19 protein-coding genes and 2 tRNA genes are annotated in these 20,497 nt (G+C 36.2%); 11 read left to right on the top strand and 10 right to left on the bottom strand.

The window, feature by feature from the left end; genetic code table 11:
- Window positions 1–99: 99 nt before the first annotated feature.
- On the bottom strand, window positions 100–441 hold the full coding sequence (locus GWJ01_RS06670; protein WP_006537039.1) for a Grx4 family monothiol glutaredoxin: 342 nt from the start codon (window positions 439–441) through the stop codon (window positions 100–102).
- Window positions 442–796: 355 nt separating this feature from the next.
- The gene (locus GWJ01_RS06665; RefSeq protein ID WP_109394289.1) at window positions 797–1,261 is read right to left on the bottom strand and encodes an OB-fold protein; all 465 of its coding nucleotides are present in this window, start codon (window positions 1,259–1,261) and stop codon (window positions 797–799) included.
- A gap of 545 nt (window positions 1,262–1,806) precedes the next feature.
- On the opposite strand from GWJ01_RS06665, the gene GWJ01_RS06660 reads away from it, so the two are divergent.
- On the top strand, window positions 1,807–2,622 hold the full coding sequence (locus GWJ01_RS06660) for a sulfite exporter TauE/SafE family protein (RefSeq protein WP_109402469.1): 816 nt from the start codon (window positions 1,807–1,809) through the stop codon (window positions 2,620–2,622).
- 186 nt (window positions 2,623–2,808) lie between these two features.
- On the opposite strand, the gene GWJ01_RS06655 is transcribed toward GWJ01_RS06660, so the two are convergent.
- Window positions 2,809–3,216, bottom strand: coding sequence for a hypothetical protein (locus GWJ01_RS06655; RefSeq protein WP_157957609.1), 408 nt, complete (start codon window positions 3,214–3,216; stop codon window positions 2,809–2,811).
- Between the two features lie 175 nt (window positions 3,217–3,391).
- The gene (locus tag GWJ01_RS06650) at window positions 3,392–3,751 is read right to left on the bottom strand and encodes a hypothetical protein (protein WP_161710872.1); all 360 of its coding nucleotides are present in this window, start codon (window positions 3,749–3,751) and stop codon (window positions 3,392–3,394) included.
- Between the two features lie 374 nt (window positions 3,752–4,125).
- Here GWJ01_RS06650 and sodB point away from each other — a divergent pair, with 374 nt between their 5' ends.
- Window positions 4,126–4,704: a superoxide dismutase [Fe] gene (gene sodB / locus GWJ01_RS06645; RefSeq protein WP_072062546.1), complete on the top strand. Its 579-nt coding sequence runs from the start codon at window positions 4,126–4,128 to the stop codon at window positions 4,702–4,704.
- A 137-nt stretch (window positions 4,705–4,841) separates the two neighbouring features.
- Here sodB and cydH read toward each other — a convergent pair whose 3' ends face one another.
- Window positions 4,842–4,925, bottom strand: coding sequence for a cytochrome bd-I oxidase subunit CydH (cydH, locus tag GWJ01_RS19030; RefSeq protein WP_103004765.1), 84 nt, complete (start codon window positions 4,923–4,925; stop codon window positions 4,842–4,844).
- Between the two features lie 268 nt (window positions 4,926–5,193).
- Between cydH and purR the strand changes: the two genes are divergently transcribed.
- Window positions 5,194–6,219 (top strand): HTH-type transcriptional repressor PurR, encoded by a 1,026-nt coding sequence (gene purR / locus GWJ01_RS06635; protein WP_075673235.1) that lies wholly within the window; start codon window positions 5,194–5,196, stop codon window positions 6,217–6,219.
- Window positions 6,220–6,245: 26 nt separating this feature from the next.
- Here purR and punR read toward each other — a convergent pair whose 3' ends face one another.
- Complete coding sequence (punR, locus tag GWJ01_RS06630) at window positions 6,246–7,148, bottom strand: DNA-binding transcriptional activator PunR (protein ID WP_109394285.1); 903 nt, start codon at window positions 7,146–7,148, stop codon at window positions 6,246–6,248.
- A gap of 118 nt (window positions 7,149–7,266) precedes the next feature.
- Here punR and punC point away from each other — a divergent pair, with 118 nt between their 5' ends.
- Window positions 7,267–8,484 (top strand): purine nucleoside transporter PunC, encoded by a 1,218-nt coding sequence (punC, locus tag GWJ01_RS06625; protein WP_109394284.1) that lies wholly within the window; start codon window positions 7,267–7,269, stop codon window positions 8,482–8,484.
- Between the two features lie 305 nt (window positions 8,485–8,789).
- Complete coding sequence (gene cfa / locus GWJ01_RS06620) at window positions 8,790–9,944, top strand: cyclopropane fatty acyl phospholipid synthase (RefSeq protein WP_109402470.1); 1,155 nt, start codon at window positions 8,790–8,792, stop codon at window positions 9,942–9,944.
- An 80-nt stretch (window positions 9,945–10,024) separates the two neighbouring features.
- Here the strand turns inward: cfa and GWJ01_RS06615 are convergent, their stop codons facing one another.
- Entirely contained in the window at window positions 10,025–10,696 is a 672-nt protein-coding gene (locus tag GWJ01_RS06615) for a riboflavin synthase subunit alpha (protein ID WP_109394282.1), read from the bottom strand.
- Between the two features lie 313 nt (window positions 10,697–11,009).
- Between GWJ01_RS06615 and GWJ01_RS06610 the strand changes: the two genes are divergently transcribed.
- The 4 genes from GWJ01_RS06610 (at window position 11,010) to pykF (ending at window position 14,594) form a co-directional block, all read left to right on the top strand.
- The gene (locus GWJ01_RS06610; protein ID WP_109394281.1) at window positions 11,010–12,383 is read left to right on the top strand and encodes an MATE family efflux transporter; all 1,374 of its coding nucleotides are present in this window, start codon (window positions 11,010–11,012) and stop codon (window positions 12,381–12,383) included.
- 148 nt (window positions 12,384–12,531) lie between these two features.
- Window positions 12,532–12,608: transfer RNA gene (locus GWJ01_RS06605), tRNA-Val, on the top strand.
- 29 nt (window positions 12,609–12,637) lie between these two features.
- Window positions 12,638–12,714, top strand: a tRNA-Val gene (locus tag GWJ01_RS06600).
- Between the two features lie 467 nt (window positions 12,715–13,181).
- Window positions 13,182–14,594: a pyruvate kinase PykF gene (gene pykF / locus GWJ01_RS06595; protein WP_109394280.1), complete on the top strand. Its 1,413-nt coding sequence runs from the start codon at window positions 13,182–13,184 to the stop codon at window positions 14,592–14,594.
- A 96-nt stretch (window positions 14,595–14,690) separates the two neighbouring features.
- Here the strand turns inward: pykF and gadC are convergent, their stop codons facing one another.
- Window positions 14,691–16,247 carry a glutamate:gamma-aminobutyrate antiporter gene (gene gadC, locus GWJ01_RS06590; protein ID WP_109394279.1) on the bottom strand — a complete coding sequence of 519 codons (1,557 nt, stop codon included), beginning with the start codon at window positions 16,245–16,247 and terminating at the stop codon, window positions 14,691–14,693.
- 103 nt (window positions 16,248–16,350) lie between these two features.
- Complete coding sequence (locus GWJ01_RS06585; protein WP_036937275.1) at window positions 16,351–17,742, bottom strand: glutamate decarboxylase; 1,392 nt, start codon at window positions 17,740–17,742, stop codon at window positions 16,351–16,353.
- A gap of 454 nt (window positions 17,743–18,196) precedes the next feature.
- Between GWJ01_RS06585 and GWJ01_RS06580 the strand changes: the two genes are divergently transcribed.
- Window positions 18,197–19,255, top strand: a complete 1,059-nt coding sequence (locus GWJ01_RS06580) for a linear amide C-N hydrolase (RefSeq protein WP_036937277.1) — start codon at window positions 18,197–18,199, stop codon at window positions 19,253–19,255.
- 265 nt (window positions 19,256–19,520) lie between these two features.
- Window positions 19,521–19,760, top strand: a complete 240-nt coding sequence (locus GWJ01_RS06575; RefSeq protein WP_036937280.1) for a major outer membrane lipoprotein — start codon at window positions 19,521–19,523, stop codon at window positions 19,758–19,760.
- Between the two features lie 114 nt (window positions 19,761–19,874).
- Here the strand turns inward: GWJ01_RS06575 and GWJ01_RS06570 are convergent, their stop codons facing one another.
- Window positions 19,875–20,375 (bottom strand): hypothetical protein, encoded by a 501-nt coding sequence (locus GWJ01_RS06570; RefSeq protein WP_109402472.1) that lies wholly within the window; start codon window positions 20,373–20,375, stop codon window positions 19,875–19,877.
- Between the last annotated feature and the right edge of the window lie 122 nt (window positions 20,376–20,497).

Here is a 20,497-nt window from a genome sequence, read left to right as displayed (position 1 = left end):
TATGAATAACAGAAAAAAGCCAGTTCAAAGATGAACTGGCTTTTTTACTGAAGATCTCACTATTTTTATACGTTTCAATACCGAAACGATAAAAATTAATTACTGTGCTTCTTCTTCACCACGATATTTATCAGCAGTCTCTTTTAATAACTTTTGTAATTCACCGCGCTGATACATTTCTAAAATAATGTCACATCCACCGACTAATTCACCATCTACCCATAATTGTGGGAAGGTTGGCCAGTGTGCATATTTTGGTAATTCTGCACGAATATCTGGGTTTTGCAGGATATCAACATACGCAAAACGCTCACCACAAGCAGAGATAGCTTGAACTGCCTGAGCAGAAAAACCACAACTTGGTAATTTTGGTGAACCTTTCATGTATAAAATAATTGGGTTTTCGTTGATCTGGCGTTCAATTTTTTCAATAGTCGTCATTTGTAAGTCCTTACAGCCTTTTATATTCGATATGCTTTATAGGGGAAAACATGAAAGAAGAATACCACTTTATATTAGAAACCTCTATATAAGTTTAGTTATCTATATAAAACAATAAGTTGGTACTAAATTACAGTACTATTGGTGAGAAAACACACAATAAAACATAAAAAATAAATCAATACGTTACAGATGCTTATGAGTGTGTTTTATCTTATTATTTCATCTCTTACTACTGACATAATCACTGACCAAAATGTTAGGAGAAATAAAAAGCCTCAATTAAGAGGCTGAGAGCATTTCAATTAAGAAAATCGTCAATGCTCGAATCGATTGGTTCAATTGAAATGACTTATTACTGTATGGTTCCGTTCTCTAAAAGGATCAAACAGCCCAGTGTATAAGTAATATCGCTTATTTCACCTTTTATTTTTGCAGTTTGTCCTTTCTTAATTTTAAGAACATTATCTTCTTCACTTGGTTTTAAAGTATATGAAGCACTGGCTTTATTATTAAATGAAATAGCAACAACTTTAGGTGGTGTTGGTTTATAGAGGTCGTATCTGACTACTTCTTCTAAACTTGCAATAGTGGTCACTCTTCCTTCTAAAATAACCCACTTCCCTCTCCATTTTTTCTTCGCCGCAATCTCATTATCACTAAAGTCCTTACATATTCCCGCATAAGTCGCTTCAGTTACTGGAGATTCCATTGATGGAACGATTTGATTTACAGCACTATTAACTGAACGAATAGCCTCGTTTATTTTACACCCTGATAATAATGTGATTATAGATAGTAATAACACCGTCTTCTTCATACAAATTCCTTTATAAAGTCAAAAAAAGATAGATAAAATATAAATCCAATAAGATAAAAATCTATTTTAATTAAATAAAACAACGCCCTCGCCAACATTATGTATAAATGTATGACTATTTCTAAATCGCTTAATATTTTGATCTGACAGTATAGATTATAAAAAATAGCACTATAACTTTTCGTTAAATTATTTTAAATAAGAAAAATCTTGCCACCCTAGACTTCCATAAATAAATAAAAATAAGCCAGTCAAATTCCGATTGGTTTTACCTATAAAATTAATATTATTATTTTAGTTTGTAGTTTAAAAATATAATTTATTATAAAACTCAAGATTAAATATTTAACATATCTCTTTATTGGAATTATATTTAGCTATATATCCTTTAATATTAAAGAGGTAACAAGAGAAGAAATAACAATTTTCATATCAAAATAAACACATTAAATTTCATAATCTATACATTAAGATAAAACACTACCTTCTTAAAAAGATATAATGTATATAAATGGGTTTATTATAAATCCTGATGAGTATTAACTATGGACATGATTTTGCTGTTTCTTTTAGTGGGATGTATCACTGGCTTTTTTGCTGGGCTACTTGGCATAGGAGGCGGTGCAATCATTGTTCCGGTGGTTATGTATGTAGTCAGTCAACAAGCTATCCCAACAGATATGGTAATGAAAATTGCCTTATCTACCTCATTCTCTGTCATTATATTTTCCACGGCATCTTCAGCATATTCTCATAACAAACATAAAGCCATTTTATGGCAGCAATTCCCTCTATTATCTCTCGGCACCATCATTGGTATGCTTGTGGGGACATTTCTGGTACAAAAAATGTCAAACACGATATTACAAATCGTGTTCTGTATTTTCATGGTATATACCATCTATGGTTTATTAACTAAAAAGAAAGAAGCGGAACGCATTGAAAATGTGAAAGATCCTATTGTTTCAAAATCAGCGTTAACAAGTGGTGGTTCTTTAATTGGTTTTATATCCAGTTTTATCGGTATTGCTGGTGGTACTATCACCATTCCTCTTTTAAGTCACTGGGGATTTAATACACGTAAATGTATTGCAACCTCTTCAATGATTGGTGTCATCATTGCTTCTATAGGCACAATCATGGGTATTATCTATGGTTGGAATCAAACAAATATTGATGACTATTATTTCGGCTTTATCTATTTACCTGCCTTTATCGGAATAAGCATTACCAGCGTACTCTTCGCACCTGTAGGTGTAAAAGTTGCTTATCGCCTACCAATTCCTAGAGTTCGCCAAATATTTGCATTATTCCTATTCTTAGTTGTAGTGAAAATGATGTATACACTTATTACAGGATAAGAACGTGATCTGAAAGTTGTATTCCATTAAATTATTCTATACAAACAAGCAATACTAAAATCTAACATTTATAATAATTTTAGATTTTAGTAAGTTAGAGTATTTATAGATAAGATAAAATGGACGAGTCTTATTAGGCAATCTTCACTTAATTAAAATAAATATATTTAAGTATCACGGATAACTTTATTCTTTTCTCACTTTGACTTGTAAAGCAAAAACAGGATCCGTTGTACCACACATAGTACGCCCTACCGTGGCTTTTAATTTTATCCGTACATTGCCACTTTTAGGTGCTGTTCCTTGTAAACGAGCAAAAATGATAGGACGCTCTTCTTGATGCATGACATGCTTTTGCCAATCTTCATGTGTAATAAGAGAAAACCACTCCCCATCTTTATTTTTTACCATTAATGTAACAGTAACCCATTCAGGACTTTCCACAATATAATATGGAGCTAAACCAGAAAATACACCAAGTTCAATCTGTTGATCATAATTTTGATTAATAACAGCTTCTGGCATATAGATTTTTTCTTGTGATTCTGACGGTGTAAATAAAATACTGGTACTGCATGCAATACCATAGAACATGCTACAGCCATTTAGCACGCTACAAAAAATAAGCAAAAATAAACTTTGAACTAAACTTTTTATAGAAAAACACTTAAAAATAATACTTCCATGCATGCTTTATCACTCCATTGAAAAAACTTAAACCATTGTCGAAAAATTTAAATCAATCCTTATATCATCACAAATATCATTTTTATTGTTTAGCATTAAATACCGCTCCTTGCTGCCAATCAAGGACTAAAACTCCCATTTTATTTGCTAATTTAATAACTACAGGGAGAGCCTCATCTACTTTGGAGTAAACAAAACCAATAATTGGGATTTTGGTCATAAAGTTATTAATTAAAGGCCCATCACACCACACACTATCATCTATTTCATCATCAGGTAATTCGCAAAGGCACGGATATAGATGAGAAATTTCTTGATAAAAACACAACATTGATGGGCTTAATTCCTGAATATCTTCATCTTCATATTTTTCGAAGCACTCACACGCTTTTTCAAAATCATTCGGAATGGGAAAATCAAATAGTGCAATATTATAACTCATTTTAACTCCTACACTCTATTTGTATAATTTCAATATAAAATACGGTTGCTACAATAAATATACAAATTTCATTAAATCACATAAATAGAATAAAATTCATACTCCCCTTCATTTTTACATCTCTTCTTACAAATGCGCTTTTGCTACTTTACGTGCAGACAAGAGGGATATACTCTTATGAATATAATTAATCTATATGGCTTATAACTATAGATAAAAGATATTTAGCTGTTATTTCAGCAGATTTTTGTTAAAATAATTAGCAAAATAGTAACAACTTAGTGATTCATTTGCCTCATTCCATCAATTCAAATGCTTTTGATTGAATGATTTCAGGCACAAAACCCGAAATAGATAGTTTAAAGGAGTACGCAATGTCTTTCGAATTACCAAAATTACCTTATGCGTTAGATGCTCTTGAGCCACACATCTCTAAAGAAACTTTAGAATATCACTACGGCAAACACCACCAGACCTATGTAACCAATTTAAATAATCTGGTTAAAGGTACTGATTTAGAAAGCAAATCTTTAGAAGAAATCATCAAATCTACTGATGGCGGTATCTTTAATAATGCTGCTCAAGTATGGAACCACACTTTCTACTGGAACTGCTTAGCACCAAATGCAGGTGGCGCACCAACAGGTAAAATTGCTGATGCTATCAACAAAGCATTTGGCTCTTTTGAAGAGTTCAAAAAGCAATTTAATGATGCTGCAGCTAAAAACTTCGGTTCAGGTTGGACTTGGTTAGTTAAAAAAGCGGACGGTTCAGTTGCAATTGTTAACACCTCTAATGCTGCAACTCCAGTTTCAGGAGCAGACAAACCACTGTTAACAGTAGACGTATGGGAACATGCTTACTACATCGACTACCGCAATGCGCGCGTTAAATATTTAGAAGAGTTCTGGGCACTGGTTAACTGGTCATTTGTTGAAGCTAATCTTGCTTAATTGAGCTTGATAATCAAAGGTGAGTGATTGAGATTCATTTTTGGTGACAAAATAACAAAGGGCCTTGAGCCCTTTGTTATATTCAGATATTCGATAATCTACAATTTAAATTGATCGGATATTCTATAAAGCAGTGATTAGAACAACATAGTCGAAAATAAAACAATCATAACAAGCGCTGCTACTGCTGTACTCAAACCAAATTTCAGATCCGTATCCATCTATTTCTCCCTCAAAATGATTATAATACACATTTTTAACCATAACCTTGTCATGGTTAATTATTATCACATATCAAAATTTGCTAAAATAGCGACCAGTGCACAATTTATAACATTGATTAATACTTTCACTTTTGAGCTAGATCATACAAAATTCACAGCTAATCGCTAAATTATTGCCAGTGTTTGCCCTATGTATGACTATACTGGCAGTTAAACCATAAAATTAGATAAAAGAGACCAATGAAGGTCAGGAGTTTTCCACACCATGGCAACAATAAAAGACGTGGCAAAACGCGCAGGCGTATCAACCACGACTGTTTCTCATGTGATCAACAAAACACGTTTTGTTGCTGAGAACACACGGGCAGCAGTTTGGGCCGCTATAAAAGAATTAAATTATTCACCTAGTGCCGTTGCGCGTAGTTTAAAAGTCAATCACACAAAATCTATTGGCCTGTTAGCCACGTCCAGTGAAGCTCCTTACTTTGCTGAAGTGATTGAAGCTGTTGAAAATAGTTGTTATAGCAAAGGCTACACACTGATTTTATGTAATTCACATAATAACCTCGATAAACAAAAAGCCTATTTAGCGATGCTGGCACAAAAACGTGTTGATGGATTATTAGTCATGTGTTCTGAATATCCCGATCACCTTCTTACTCTTTTAGAGGGCTATCGTAATATTCCAATGGTTGTCATGGATTGGGGCAAAGCGCGTGGTGACTTTACAGATACCATTATTGATAACGCTTTCCATGGTGGTTATATTGCGGGTCGTTACCTTATTGAGCGAGGTCATCGTGATATTGGTATTATCCCAGGCCCATTAGAACGCAATACAGGTGGTGGCCGCTTACAAGGTTTCTTAAAAGCCATGGAAGAAGCCAAAATCACAGTTAAAGACGAGTGGATTGTACAAGGCGACTTTGAGCCAGAATCTGGCTATAAAGCCATGTACCAAATGCTAAACCAAAAACATCGACCGACTGCTGTCTTTTGTGGTGGTGATGTGATGGCAATGGGTGCAATTTGCGCTGCGGATGAACTTGGCCTGCGTGTTCCTTTAGATATTTCTATTGTTGGCTATGACAATATTCGTAATGCACGTTATTTTACACCTGCACTAACAACCGTCCACCAGCCAAAAGAACGTCTAGGTCAAATGGCATTATCGATGCTACTTGATCGTATCGTCAATAAACGCGAAGACGCCCAAACAATCGAAGTTCATCCACGATTAGTTGAGCGCCGGTCAGTTGCTGACGGTCCTTTTATCGACTATCGTCGCTAATTCATATTTATTTAGCTATCGGATTTCTAGCGAAGCCATTCCTCATTTAAGGTTTGGCTATCTCCAAGATAATCTAACAACCATGTCAAAGCGGGTGATTCACTTTTATCGACCCAAGTCAGGCAGCATGGGCTGTCTGGCAATGGTTGTGCCAGTTGTAAAGTTACCAACTTACCTTGTTCAATTAAAGGTTCAGCACGGTGCCAAGGCACCATTCCAACGCATAATCCCGCTAACAAGCACTCAAGCCCCATATCCCATGTCGGAACAACCATTCTACGCTGATTATTGAGTGCCCACGTGTCACGTTTTGGTAAACTGCGTGAGGTATCCTCTAAACATAAACTTGGATAAGGTCGCATTTCATCATCCGTTAATGGATGCAGTGCTTTCGCTAAAGGGTGATCAACATGGCAAACACAGCGCCAAGGCATAAATCCCATATCTCTAAAACTATAACGCTCACCGATTGGTGAGGCTCTTGTTGCACCAATGGCTAAATCAACACGACCATTAACTAAGGAGTCCCATACGCCATTAAACACTTCAGGGTAGACATACAGTTCTATATCCGGAAAATGGCGGTAGAAATCGAGAATAAGTTGTTGTGTTCTTTCAGGTTTAACAATGCCATCAACTGCTATACTAAATTGACCGCGCCATCCATTAGAAACTTGTTGACAAAGATGCCGAGTGTCATTCATTTTTTTGATAACAGATCGTGCTTCTTTGATGAAAATTTTACCTGCGTCGGTTAATTCTACATCACGATGACGGCGCTCAAACAAAGGAACGGCAAGCCATTCCTCTAATTGCCGAACAGTGTAACTAACGGCGGATGGCACTCTGTGCAATTCTTGAGCAGCCGAGCTAAAACTTCCTGTTCTTGCGACTGCATCAACAACTTCTAAAGAGTATTCTGACCACATAGAGTTTATTCCTTTGAAAATTTTTCACAGCATTAACCAAATATTCCCGTTTCACAAGTAAAATAGGTCTTAGTTACAATACATAAAATGTTCTACATCACATAGCATAGAAAATAAAATGAATTCTAAAACATCCACACAATCAAAAACACCTATGAGCTTTATGGTGTACCTAGCCGGTTTGAGTATGCTAGGTTACTTAGCTATTGATATGTACTTACCTGCATTTGGTATGATGCAACGTGAGCTCTCTATCAGCGAAGGTGCTATTAGTAATAGCTTAAGTATCTTTTTATTTGGTTTTGCTGTTGCTCAGTTACTTTGGGGACCACTTTCTGACAAAGTCGGTCGTAAACCTATTCTTCTTATTGGTTTAAGCCTTTTCTCTTTAGGCTGCCTTGGTATGCTATGGGTTGAAAGTGCAACTGGCTTACTTGCTATGCGCTTCCTACAAGCTTTCGGCGTCTGCTCTGCTGCTGTTATTTGGCAAGCTCTTGTCATCGACCGTTTTGATGAATCTCGCGCTCAGCACGTTTTTGCTTTAATTATGCCACTGGTTGCATTATCACCAGCACTTGCACCTTTAATCGGTGCATCGTTATTAAATCACGGTGGCTGGCGTATGATTTTTATGCTGTTAATGGCCGTAACGTTAGTTCTCATGTTACCGACACTAATGCTAAAAAATATTAAACAAAAATCAGTTATAGATGCAAACCAATCTTCTGCATCATTTATAACTTTACTAAAATCCCCTCTCTACACTGGTAACGTATTAGTTTATGCTTCTTGTAGTGCAGGTTTCTTTGCTTGGTTAGCAGGCTCCCCAATCATTCTTGAAAAGATGGGCTACTCTCCACAGGATATCGGTTTAAGTTATATTCCACAAACTATTGCCTTTATGGTCGGTGGTTATGGTTGTCGTATTTTACTGTCAAAAATGACAGGTAAAACACTGCTACCGCTGTTATTAATTGGTTATGCTGTCAGTATGACTGCGTTATACCTTGTAGCTAAATTTACGGAACCAACATTGACAACTATTTTAATTCCGTTCTGTATTATGGCTGCAATGAATGGTGCATCTTATCCAATAGCAGTCTCTAATGCTTTATCTGCTTATCCTGAAATTAGTGGTAAAGCAGCTGCGTTACAAAATGCACTTCAACTGGGTCTTTGTAGCTTAGCAAGTTTTATTGTATCTGCATTTATTAGCCAACAACCTCTGATTAACACCACAGCAATTATGGCGTTAACAGCAATTCCAATGGCAGTTGGCTACTTTATTCAGCGTAATAAATCTGTTACCAAACACACAGTTCAAACCGCAGAATAATCACGCCCACTCTTTTAAGAATTATCTTAAAAAGGCTATTTTATAAAAAATAGCCTTTTTCTTTTCTAGAGAAAAATATTTTACGTCTCTATACTTATCCATACGCTGTAATAGCGTTTTATCTATTTTTCTTTCGGATTTTGAGGCATTAAATAGATTATTAGCTGATTATGTCAGATTAGTTGTCTTATTAATTCTATTCGTTCAACCCATATTGAACACAATACCATTTTAATACTGTCAATCTGCACACACTCTTTCTTAGCTTATGTCTCAAAACCCGCTTAGTTTACGCCGGAGAGTATATGAGTACATCTTGTGTAGAAGAAGGCCGAAAGACCTCCAATGATCCTTATGAAAGGATAGCTACAGAACTACTAACTCACGCTGATATTCGAGTCAACGGTTCAAAACCTTATGATATTCAGGTTCATAATCAAAATTTTTATAAAAGAGTATTGCAACAAGGCTCATTAGGTCTCGGTGAAAGCTATATGGATGGTTGGTGGGATTGTGAGCGACTGGATATATTCTTTCATAAAGTTTTACGTGCTGGTCTTGAAAATAAGCTCCCACAAAATCTACGTGATATTGTTAAAATTGCGACAGCCCGCCTTTTTAATCTACAAACTCAAAAACGTGCATGGATGGTAGGTAAAGAGCATTACGATCTTGGTAATGATTTATTTACAGCCATGCTCGATCCTAATATGCAATATTCCTGTGGTTACTGGAAAAACGCAGATAATTTAACTCAAGCTCAAGAACATAAATTAGATTTAATTTGCCGAAAATTAGATTTAAAACCAGGAATGACCTTATTAGACATTGGCTGTGGTTGGGGTGGACTTGCAGGCTATGCAGCCAAACATTTTGGTGTTTCTGTAACGGGAGTCACCATTTCTGGTGAACAGCAAAAATTGGCACAAGCTCGATGCCAAGGACTTGATGTAAATATTATTTTAGAAGATTATCGTGATTTACATGAAAAGTTTGATCGTATAGTTTCAGTGGGTATGTTTGAGCACGTAGGGCCCAAAAATTATGCCACTTATTTTGATGTGGTTCGTCGTAATTTAAAGGAAGAAGGTCTGTTTTTATTGCACACCATTGGCTCTAACCGCGATAAAGTGAATGTAGATAGTTGGATAAGCAAATATATATTTCCTAATGGATGTTTACCGTCTATTCAAAAAATTGCTCATGCAATGGACTGTAAATTTGTGATGGAAGATTGGCATAATTTTGGTGCTGATTACGATAAAACATTAATGGCATGGTATCAGCGTTTTTTAGCCTGTTGGCCAGATATTGAATCTAATTACACACCGCGTTTTAAACGTATGTTTAGCTATTATCTTAATGCCTGTGCTGGTGCCTTTCGTGCTAGAGATATTCAGCTATGGCAAATCGTACTAAGCCCTAAAGGTCATATTGGCGGTTTACAGATCCCTCGCTAATTATTCTTTTTATAAAAAGAGAAAAGCCAGTTTATCAATCAAACTGGCTTTTTTTTAGTTCTGTTTTAAGAGCAACAACATTAATTATGTGAAGCTTGTTCTTCATTTTCAATTTGTTGTGCTGCTAATAAAGCTTGTTGCTGTGCTTGTTGCGCCATAACGCGCTCTACTGTATCAACAATTGCTTGGGTTTGAGGATCAAGTTCAATATTGACTTTATCACCAAGGCGTTTGCGACCTAATGTCGTTCTATCTCGCGTTTCAGGAATTAAATGTACACAAAAACGGTTATTAACCACATCGCCCACAGTTAGACTTATTCCATCAATACCAATAAAACCTTTGTGTAAAATGTACTTCATTAATGCTTTATCAAAAATGCGAAACCAAATTTGTAAATTATTTTCTGATGTAATAATTTTGGCAACTTCAGCAGTTGTTACAATATGACCAGACATAACATGGCCACCAATTTCATCACCATACTTAGCTGCACGTTCAATATTCACTTCAGAACCAACTTTTAATTCACCAAGGTTAGTTAAACGTAATGTCTCTTTCACTAAATCAAAGCTAATATGTGTATCTTCAATTTTAGTGACCGTTAAACAGCAACCATTATTTGCAACAGAAGCACCTGTTTCTAAATTGCCGACTAACTCTTTGGGTAATTCAATGATATGGGTACGAAAATCGCCTTTATCTTCGATAGCAATAACCCGCCCTTTTCCCTGAACAATACCTGTAAACATCTTACATCTCCTTGGATCGATAAATTGGTAAACTCAATTTAGGCTTATACCATTAAGGATAACATAGCTCGTATTAATACAAAGGAACAATTATCGTATTTATTCCTTATCGATGATTGCCGTTAAATATAACGTAAAAACACCTAATAAATTATCAAAATCCTGTGTTTGAAAAGCTAAACTTCTTTCGTTGCTTATTAAACTTTTATCATTAGAATAAGCGGTCTTGAGGATCTCTTTACGTCATTTTAATGATGCGACGTTTGTTCTCTTCCTTTCCTTTCGTTTTCTTATAATAAATAAAGGTGTATGCGTGCAGAAGTACATAAGAGAAGCGCGTAGCTTACTTGCTCTCGGTATCCCCGTTATCATCGCGCAATTTTCCCAGACAGCAATGGGTGTCGTTGATACTGTCATGGCGGGCGCTGTAAATGCCACAGAAATGTCGGCGGTGGCAGTAGGTACGTCTATTTGGTTACCAACGATTTTATTAGGCCAAGGCATATTAATGGCATTAACTCCAATCGTTGCTCAATTAAATGGTTCAGGACAACGAAAACATATTGCTAATCGCACACAACAAGGTTTTTGGCTCGCCACTTTCTTATCAATCATGGTAATTGCTATTCTTTATAACAGCCGTTTTATTATTGAAGCGCAACATGACATAGAACCCGAATTAGCCGAAAAAGCCATTGGATTTATTCATGCCATTATGTGGGGGGCACCAGGTTGCCTTTACTATCAGGTATTGAGAAGCCAATGTGAGGGTTTATCTAAAACGAAACCTGGCATGATAATTGGCTTTGTTGGCTTATTAATTAATATCCCTATTAACTACGCCTTTATTTACGGTAAATTTGGTGCCCCACAATTAGGAGGTATTGGTTGTGGTGTTGCAACAGCCTCCGTTTTCTGGGCAATGTTCTTAATGATGCGTTATTACGTGCGGCGAGCGCCAACACAACGTGACGTTATGCCAAAGAAACGTTTAGTAAGCCCGGATTTTCACACGATAAAGCGTATTACGTTTTTAGGATTACCTGTTGGCTTAGCCTTATTCTTTGAGGTAACTCTATTTGCCGTTGTTGCGTTATTAGTTTCACCTCTAGGCGTTACTGCGGTTGCCAGTCATCAAATAGCACTTAACTTTAGCTCACTGATGTTTATGTTCCCTCTTTCATTGGGAATAGCTGCAACCATCCGTGTCGGCCATAACTTAGGGCAACGCTCTACAGAGCAAGCGCGTATTTCAGCCATTACAGCGCTTGCTGCTGGACTAATGTTGGCAAGTTGTACCGCGATTTTCTCTATCATCTTCAGAGAAAAAATCGCGTTAATGTATAACGATAATATTGAAGTGGTGACATTAGCTTCTCATCTTATGTTATTCGCTGCGCTTTATCAGTTATCAGATTCTGTGCAAGTTATTGGCTCAGGTGTATTACGAGGTTATAAAGATACCCGCTCTATCTTCTTTATTACTTTTATTGCCTACTGGGTAATTGGGCTACCTTCTGGTTATATATTAGGGCGTACTAATTACTTTGTTGAAGCTATGGGACCCGCTGGTTTCTGGATTGGCTTTATTTTAGGTTTAACTGCCTCAGCGATTATGATGGGTTCCCGTATTTGGTGGATCCAACGTCAACCTGATGAAGTGGTGTTATTACGCTCAGAGCGGTAAACAGAAACTATTATTTAGGCAAAGGAATGACACAAATATCAACAAATAGCTTTAAATACGAGCAGTTGAATATAAATTTGTGTTTTTCCTCTTGCCAGAATCGAATCATCTCGTTAATATTCGTCCCCGTTGTCATCCAATAGATAATGCGTCCATAGCTCAGTTGGTTAGAGCACCACCTTGACATGGTGGGGGTCGGTGGTTCGAGTCCACTTGGACGCACCATTTATTTCTCGACAACGTTTCAATACAGTGCGTCCATAGCTCAGTTGGTTAGAGCACCACCTTGACATGGTGGGGGTCGGTGGTTCGAGTCCACTTGGACGCACCATTTCTCTTTCTCTATTTTCTTATTTTTACTCATCTTACCTACCCTACAAAATAATTAATTTAGCTTGCAATATTTTATTGCGCAACAAAGTGTTTAAAAAACAAGCAATCAACGCCGTATTTTGATCACATCACTTAAATTTACCTTTTTTCGATTTTCTTCATAGAAATTAACCTCTATAATACGAAACATAATTTTGTTGAAAGGTTTCAGCGTGTTGATTTACGGGCATCTTTAGAAAACAGAACAAATGAATCGTGATAGACTATAATGTAAGATGTCTGCCAACCTTTGATACAAAATAGTGACAAGATTTTTATGATGTTGCTGAACCATTAACATGTTGCGCAACTTATCCATTAGAGATGAGTTTGTACACCCTGTTTTGCACCGTTGATACTGTTAATAGAAAACAGCGACATTAATCCTTATTCATCCATTACAATACAACCATTAAATAGACTGCCATGAAAAAGACAAAAATTGTTTGCACCATCGGACCAAAAACCGAATCTGAAGAAAAACTGAATCAATTACTGGACGCAGGCATGAACGTTATGCGTCTAAACTTCTCTCACGGTGACTATGAAGAGCATGGCAACCGCATCAAAAACCTGCGTGACGTTTGCGCTAAAACAGGCAAAAAAGCCGCTATCTTATTAGATACTAAAGGCCCAGAAATTCGTACCATCAAATTAGAAGGTGGTAATGATGTCGCTTTAGTTGCTGGTCAAACTTTCACTTTCACCACAGACAAAACTGTTGTAGGTAATAAAGACCGCGTTGCTGTAACTTACGAAGGTTTTGCTAAAGACTTAACTGTTGGTAACACCGTTTTAGTTGATGATGGTCTTATCGGCATGAAAGTCACTGCTGTAACTGATAAAGAAGTTGTTTGTGAAGTTTTAAACAACGGCGACTTAGGTGAAAATAAAGGTGTTAACTTACCTGGCGTTTCTATCGGTTTACCTGCATTAGCTGAAAAAGATAAACAAGATCTTATCTTTGGTTGCGAGCAAGGCGTTGATTTCGTTGCTGCATCATTCATTCGTAAACGTTCTGACGTTGAAGAAATGCGTGCTCACTTAAATGCACACGGCGGCGAAAACATCATGATCATCTCAAAAATTGAAAACCAAGAAGGTTTAAACAATTTTGATGAGATCTTAGAAGCATCTGACGGTATCATGGTTGCTCGTGGCGACCTAGGTGTTGAGATCCCAGTTGAAGAAGTTATCTTCGCACAAAAAATGATGATCGAAAAATGTAACGCTGCACGTAAAGTGGTTATCACTGCAACGCAAATGTTAGATTCAATGATCAAAAACCCACGCCCTACTCGTGCTGAAGCGGGTGACGTTGCGAATGCTATCTTAGATGGTACTGATGCTGTTATGTTGTCAGGTGAAAGTGCAAAAGGTAAATACCCAGTAGAAGCTGTGACTATCATGGCAACTATCTGTGATCGTACAGACCGTATCATGCAATCTCGTCTTGATTACAAACAAACAGCTGCAAAATTACGCGTAACTGAAGCAGTTTGTCGCGGTGCGGTTGAAATGGCTGAAAACTTAGATGCGCCTCTGATTGTTGTAGCAACTTTCGGTGGTAAATCAGCGCGTTCTATCCGTAAATATTTCCCAACTGCACCAATCTTAGCATTAACAAACAACGAAGAAACAGCTCGTCAGTTACTGTTAGTTAAAGGTGTAACCACTCAATTAGTTAACGAAATCGCCTCTACTGATGACTTCTACCGTATTGGTAAAGAAGCTGCATTAGCAAGTGGTTTAGCGCATGCTGGTGAGCGTGTTGTTATGGTTACTGGTGCCCTGGTTGATAGCGGTACAACAAATACTTCATCTGTTCACGTGCTGTAATTAATCGCTTTACAACTGAAAACACCACTTCACTATTTGAAGTGGTGTTTTTTTAATGCATTTTAATGGCAATTCCCTTTACCTATTATTTTTTGGTTACACGTTATTCTTATCTGTCTCTTCCCTATTTTTTAATAATAAATAATGTGTTGCACGAGCACGAGGATGAATAAAAAAATGCCCTGCTGGTGCATTGTGGCTTTTGATATGAACTAAAGATATATTGTTAGCTGGTTTACCTTGTTTAGAACGACACGCATAAACAATAAATGGTAAAGCAAAGATAATAAGAAAGCCGACTATCAGCAACGTAACGTAAGTTTCATCACTTTTTGAGTTCGGTAAAGAGCTTGGTGGGAAAAAAGAAACCACAAACGCAATAATAGAGAGCAATAAACCCGCCATTGCAACAAGAAGTTTAACGTTTTTACCGCCAGGAATACGAAACGCTCGCTTTTTATCGGCTTGTTTACAAGTAAGTTGCATATAACCTAAGAAAAGCATGAAATAACTACACAGATAAATAACGACCGTTAAGGCTAAAGCAATTAAGAACGACATATTACCGCCACCACCGGTATTAGTCAGAATAATGATCGCAATACTTGTTATCAATAATTGAGAAATCACTAAAGCAACAGGTACCCCATTTTTATTCACCTTCGCTAACGACTTCGGTAAAATACCTTTTTCAGCAGCAACATACATACCTCGAGAAGGTCCTACAATCCAAGACGCTATCTCTGCTAATACCCCTAACAATAATAAAGCAGCAATAATCCTAACGGCCCAATCAAGTGTATTACTGAAGTGAGAGACTAAAACACTGAACGTTTGTACGACACCTGCTGATAAGTTAATTTCATTATTAGGTATCACCGCAGCAACAGATAACCCCCCAATAGAACTTAAACAAATCGCCACTATCATTAGTAAGAACATGGCAATTGGATAATCTCGTCCTGGGTTTTTCATCTCGTTAACATGGGTTGCTGAAGCTTCTACGCCCATATAGCTTAAAATGAACGCAACAAAAACAACTAATGTCCCTATTTGGGTAAAATCAGGGAAAAAAGTTTTTGTGCTTATTTCAATCGCTAATGGCGCTCCGCTCATCAAATAACTGACAGCTAAAACAATTAAAATTAAAGCAGGTAATAAAATGCCAGCAAAAAAACCAAGTTTGGCAATAGATGCCGTGTATTTGGTGCCGCCAAATTGGGTAAATGCTAATACCCAAAGAATAATTAAAGCTGCAACAGTTTTAATTATTGGGTCGGTATTTAATTCAGGCCAATTAAGAATATAAGAAAGTGCACCTAATACGAAGTAAAGCATCGGAATAAACCCAATAGCAATTTGCAGATAACCAAAAGAAATAGCTGCAAATCCCCAACGCTCACCCAATGTATTTGATACCCAAGCGAATACGCCCCCTTCTTGCCAGCCTTCTACTGTCGCCATTTCAGCTGCACATAATGCAACAGGAATAAACCATAATAATCCACCTAAAAGTAAGAAGAAAACAAGACTAAAACCAGATGTTGCAAAAGTTGGATATTCATATACCGCCATCACCATCGAAGCAGTAATAGCAAAAAAACCAACTAATGTAAGTTGTTTGGGTGCTGAGTTTGTTGATGATGTAACCATACAATCCTCCTGAAATTTATTCAGAAAAAATAATTACACTGTAATTATTATCTAGAAGGAGGTTGAGAATGGATAGCGATCCTCAACCTCAAAATGAACAGAATTAACTATGGTTAAAACCACTACCATCTTCTGCTGATAAAGGATTGCTGACCGGGTGTTTATCAAAGTATTCTAGCGTACGTTTGAAATCATCAATTAATAGTGAGGCAAGATCTAGGCTGACACCATGACGAACTAAAATACGTTGGATCACTAAATCTTCACGATTAGCAGGCATGGAATAAGCAGGAACTTGCCAACCGCGACTACGTAATTTATCTGCAATATCGTATAAAGAATAAGTGACTTTAGCGTCTTTTTTTAGTTTCCATGCTAATGCTGGGATACCTTCTTTACAATCACCACTAAATATCATTTCAAAAGGACCTAACTTTTCAATTTCCCTTGCTAAATATTGTGCTGTTGAGTAGCAAGCGTTATGAATTTTTGTATAACCTTCTCGGCCTAAACGTAAGAAGTTATAGTATTGAGCAATAATTTGCCCGCCAGGGCGTGAGAAATTCAGCGCAAAAGTAGGCATGTTACCGCCTAAGTAGTTCACATTAAAGATAAGCTCTTCAGGCAGATCTTTTGCTTCACGCCAAACAACCCAACCTGCACCTAATGGCGCCAAACCAAATTTATGCCCTGAAGCATTAATAGATTTTACTCGTGGTAAACGGAAATCCCATTCAATATCGGGTGCACAAAAAGGAGCCAAAAAGCCACCACTTGCGCCATCAACGTGAATTGGTATATCTAAACCTGTTTCTTTTTGCAGTTTATCTAATGCGTCATGAACCGCTTTGACAGGCTCATAGGTACAGGTAAAAGTAACTCCTAAAGTTGGTACAACCCCAATAGTATTTTCATCCACACGTTTAATGACCTCTTCTGGACTCATCATTAAACGATCTCCCTCTAAAGGGATCTCTCTTAATTCCACATCAAAATAACGAGCGAATTTATGCCAACAAATTTGAACAGGACCACAAATCAAATTCGGTTTATCTGTTGGTTTTCCTTGTGCAATACGTTTTTTACGCCATTGCCATTTTAATGCTAGCCCACCTAACATTGCAGCTTCTGATGAACCAATAGTAGAACAACCTAGCGTATTTAATGCATCAGGCGAAGACCACAAATCAGCTAACATATGAACGCAACGATTTTCAATTTCAGCTGTTTGCGGATATTCATCTTTATCTATCATATTTTTATCAATAGAAAGATCCATTAAATCGCGTATTTCATCGTCAACCCAAGTTTGGCAAAATGTCGCTAAATTTTGTCTTGAGTTGCCATCTAACATTAATTCATCACGGACAGCATTAAAAACGTTACGTGGATTATTTTCTTTCTGCGGGATTTTTGTTTTAGGTAAGGATTGAGAAAGGTTGAGAGATGCATATATATCATCTAGTTCATTATAATTTGATGATTTGTTTTTCATATTAATACCCTACTAAAATAAATATAATAAGAAATGAATAGGTGTAACGCTTATTTATTAAAGATAGTCAACAATATAAAAAGTGAGAAATGAAATTCAAATTTAATTTTAGATCTGATAATTAACGTGATACTTTGTTTCAATTTAAATCATTTTTTGGTACAATGTGTTATCATAATGAGGATTACCAACATTAAAAATCAACACAGAAACACTTCATTATCATAAAAAAAACATTTACATAATAAAAAACTCACTTTACTGAGCCAAAAAGATTCATTTTGTATTTACTTATTTTTCCTAAGATATTGATGTTTGGTTAAATATAAAAATGACAATATATTAAAAAAATATTTTATGGAAATGGCTGTAATCAATAATCTGTATTATAACTGTATTTATACATGGATCTCATTTGTATCATACATACTGATTAATTTATTAGGAATAAACTATGCCAGAAAATAACATTGATAATCGAGTATTCGCTTGTACCACGCTCGCGATTAAAGATAAGAAAAATCGCATTTATCACGGTAGAACAATGGAGTTTTCAGCAGATAAACCTGCTTCAATATTTGCATATTATCCTAAAGCTCACACATTCCAACAAAATGCCCCTGATGGTACACCAGGATTAAAATATGCCGTCAAATACCCTTTTATCGCCATTACAGCACCAATTAATTTAGAAGGAACAAAAGATGTGCTAGAGGGAGTCAATACACAAGGGCTCTCTTTTAGCTTGAATATGCTTCCTGATTCAAAGCTAGATGATATTCCTCCGCAAGATTACGCAACGTCCGTACCTATTGCGGCAATCGGTGAATGGGCTTTAGCACAATATGCAACCGTTGAAGAGTTAAGACAAGCCATTCCGAAAACGGCTTTTTGGTCACAAAAACTATTACTTTTACGCAATTTGCCCAGCCCTTTCCATTACGCTTTTTATGATAAAACGGGAGCGTGCATTGTTGTTGAGATTTCAGAAGGCACATTGCATATTTATGATAATCCAACTTATTGCATGACCAATGGTCCAATATTTCCATGGCATCTTACTAACTTAAATAATTATACTCACCTTTCTAATGTTAATATTTCCACCAACACATTGGGAAATATAAAGGTCAAACAACCAGATAGTGGGATTGCTTTAGCTTCCTTACCAAGCTCTGATACTTCTGTCGATAGATTTATTCGTGCGGTTTACTATACAACGTATTATCACCAAGTTGCTGATCCAGACACACAACTTGTTGAATTAGCTCATATCATGAACCGTTTCGATCGCCCTAAAAATTCCACAATCGATCCATTACTAGGCCATGACACGTTGAAAGCGCTTCATACCAGTGAATTTTCAGTGTGGACAACGCTCACCGATTTAGAACGAGGAATACTCTTTTTTAGAGGGTATAACAATCTCAACTTCCGAAAATTTACGCTTGAAGCATTTAAAAATGAAGCAGAGCCCGTTTTCATAAAAGTAAATTTAGAAGGTGATTTATAGCTATAAACATGAGCAAGAATAAAACAGTACAGATAAAATGTTTTTCTATCAGACTTTTATGAATAAAAATCTTTTGTGAAATAACACGCATTTTTTGTACTGAATATTTGCCTTTTAGGTGTTATTTTTTCTATTGTTCAGTTAATGAGTAAGTAGAGTATGGTAAATAAATCCAGCATTTTCTTATATCTGTGCCATACTTATTAATGGCTTCATATAAATGCTACTTGTTCCTTTACACAAATTAATAATAGAGGTTGTAACTATGAAAGCGAAACTTGTACTAGGTGCAGTAATTCTGGCTTCAGGCTTACTAGCAGGTTGTTCTTCTAGTAATAATGCACAGTTAGATCAAATCTCTTCTGATGTAAGTAGCCTGAATTCTCAAGTTCAACAACTAAGTAGTGATGTACAATCTGCTCGTGCTGAAGCGAAGTCAGCTTACGACGAAGCAGCTCGTGCAAATCAGCGTTTAGATAACCAAGTCACTACTTATAAAAAGTAATTTGACCCACCAATAAGCTGAAACAGCTTTAGGTAAGCATTAATCACAAAGCCCTAACAATGTTAGGGCTTTGTTTTTTTATAAGGTTATTGCTTATTGGTAAATTAATCGGTATTAAGGGCTTTTTATATGAGCAATTAAATTATAATTCGTTGCTAGGTTTGAGCCAATGTTGATATTTTTATTGGCTTGAGTTAATAATTCATTAAATGTTTCTCTAATTTTATTAACATATTTTTTTTGAGCTAATGTCAGCACAGTATAATCCATACCACTTATTTTTTTGAGTTCATTCTCTAGAATATTAAACAGCTCTGTCACTGATTTTGAAGATTTTGTGTAGGATATTCTAGAACTAGCCATATCCAGCAAAGCCTCTATTTCAATTAACTCATATTCCCTAGTTCCCTCTTTGGGAATGAATCGTTGAAGGATCTCATCGCACATTGATTGAATATTTTCACTTTTTAGCTTTTCATTTCCAATTAAAAACGTTTTACAGCTATTTTTCACCTGAGATAAATTATTAAATAGTCCACTAAAACTATCTCTCATGCTAGAAGTGATATTACGATTTTCTTTTATTATGTGTTCATTATTAACTGAAACTTTCATTAAACTCCCTTATTATCAATAGAAAACATTTTGATGGTAAGGTATTTTTAGCACTATTGATTTTATAAAGAAGTCTTTTTTATTTTTTTGAAACCTAAAACAAAACAGCCGCCTAAAGCACC

The sequence above is a fragment of the Proteus sp. G2618 genome (genome assembly GCF_009915995.1).
Classification (GTDB): Bacteria; Pseudomonadota; Gammaproteobacteria; order Enterobacterales; family Enterobacteriaceae; genus Proteus; species Proteus terrae.
The sequence above is the reverse complement of the archived record's forward strand: the minus strand, read 5'-3'. Positions and strand labels throughout refer to the sequence as shown.

Excerpts from the sequence above, each read along its gene's own strand:
- GWJ01_RS06670 (WP_006537039.1), bottom strand. The coding sequence starts at position 441 with ATGACGACTATTGAAAAAATTGAACGCCAGATCAACGAAAACCCAATT.
- GWJ01_RS06665 (WP_109394289.1), bottom strand. The coding sequence starts at position 1,261 with ATGAAGAAGACGGTGTTATTACTATCTATAATCACATTATTATCAGGG.
- GWJ01_RS06660 (WP_109402469.1), top strand. The coding sequence starts at position 1,807 with ATGGACATGATTTTGCTGTTTCTTTTAGTGGGATGTATCACTGGCTTT.
- GWJ01_RS06655 (WP_157957609.1), bottom strand. The coding sequence starts at position 3,216 with ATGTTCTATGGTATTGCATGCAGTACCAGTATTTTATTTACACCGTCA.
- GWJ01_RS06650 (WP_161710872.1), bottom strand. The coding sequence starts at position 3,751 with ATGAGTTATAATATTGCACTATTTGATTTTCCCATTCCGAATGATTTT.
- sodB (WP_072062546.1), top strand. The coding sequence starts at position 4,126 with ATGTCTTTCGAATTACCAAAATTACCTTATGCGTTAGATGCTCTTGAG.
- cydH (WP_103004765.1), bottom strand. The coding sequence starts at position 4,925 with ATGGATACGGATCTGAAATTTGGTTTGAGTACAGCAGTAGCAGCGCTT.
- purR (WP_075673235.1), top strand. The coding sequence starts at position 5,194 with ATGGCAACAATAAAAGACGTGGCAAAACGCGCAGGCGTATCAACCACG.
- punR (WP_109394285.1), bottom strand. The coding sequence starts at position 7,148 with ATGTGGTCAGAATACTCTTTAGAAGTTGTTGATGCAGTCGCAAGAACA.
- punC (WP_109394284.1), top strand. The coding sequence starts at position 7,267 with ATGAATTCTAAAACATCCACACAATCAAAAACACCTATGAGCTTTATG.
- cfa (WP_109402470.1), top strand. The coding sequence starts at position 8,790 with ATGAGTACATCTTGTGTAGAAGAAGGCCGAAAGACCTCCAATGATCCT.
- GWJ01_RS06615 (WP_109394282.1), bottom strand. The coding sequence starts at position 10,696 with ATGTTTACAGGTATTGTTCAGGGAAAAGGGCGGGTTATTGCTATCGAA.
- pykF (WP_109394280.1), top strand. The coding sequence starts at position 13,182 with ATGAAAAAGACAAAAATTGTTTGCACCATCGGACCAAAAACCGAATCT.
- gadC (WP_109394279.1), bottom strand. The coding sequence starts at position 16,247 with ATGGTTACATCATCAACAAACTCAGCACCCAAACAACTTACATTAGTT.
- GWJ01_RS06585 (WP_036937275.1), bottom strand. The coding sequence starts at position 17,742 with ATGAAAAACAAATCATCAAATTATAATGAACTAGATGATATATATGCA.
- GWJ01_RS06580 (WP_036937277.1), top strand. The coding sequence starts at position 18,197 with ATGCCAGAAAATAACATTGATAATCGAGTATTCGCTTGTACCACGCTC.
- GWJ01_RS06575 (WP_036937280.1), top strand. The coding sequence starts at position 19,521 with ATGAAAGCGAAACTTGTACTAGGTGCAGTAATTCTGGCTTCAGGCTTA.
- GWJ01_RS06570 (WP_109402472.1), bottom strand. The coding sequence starts at position 20,375 with ATGAAAGTTTCAGTTAATAATGAACACATAATAAAAGAAAATCGTAAT.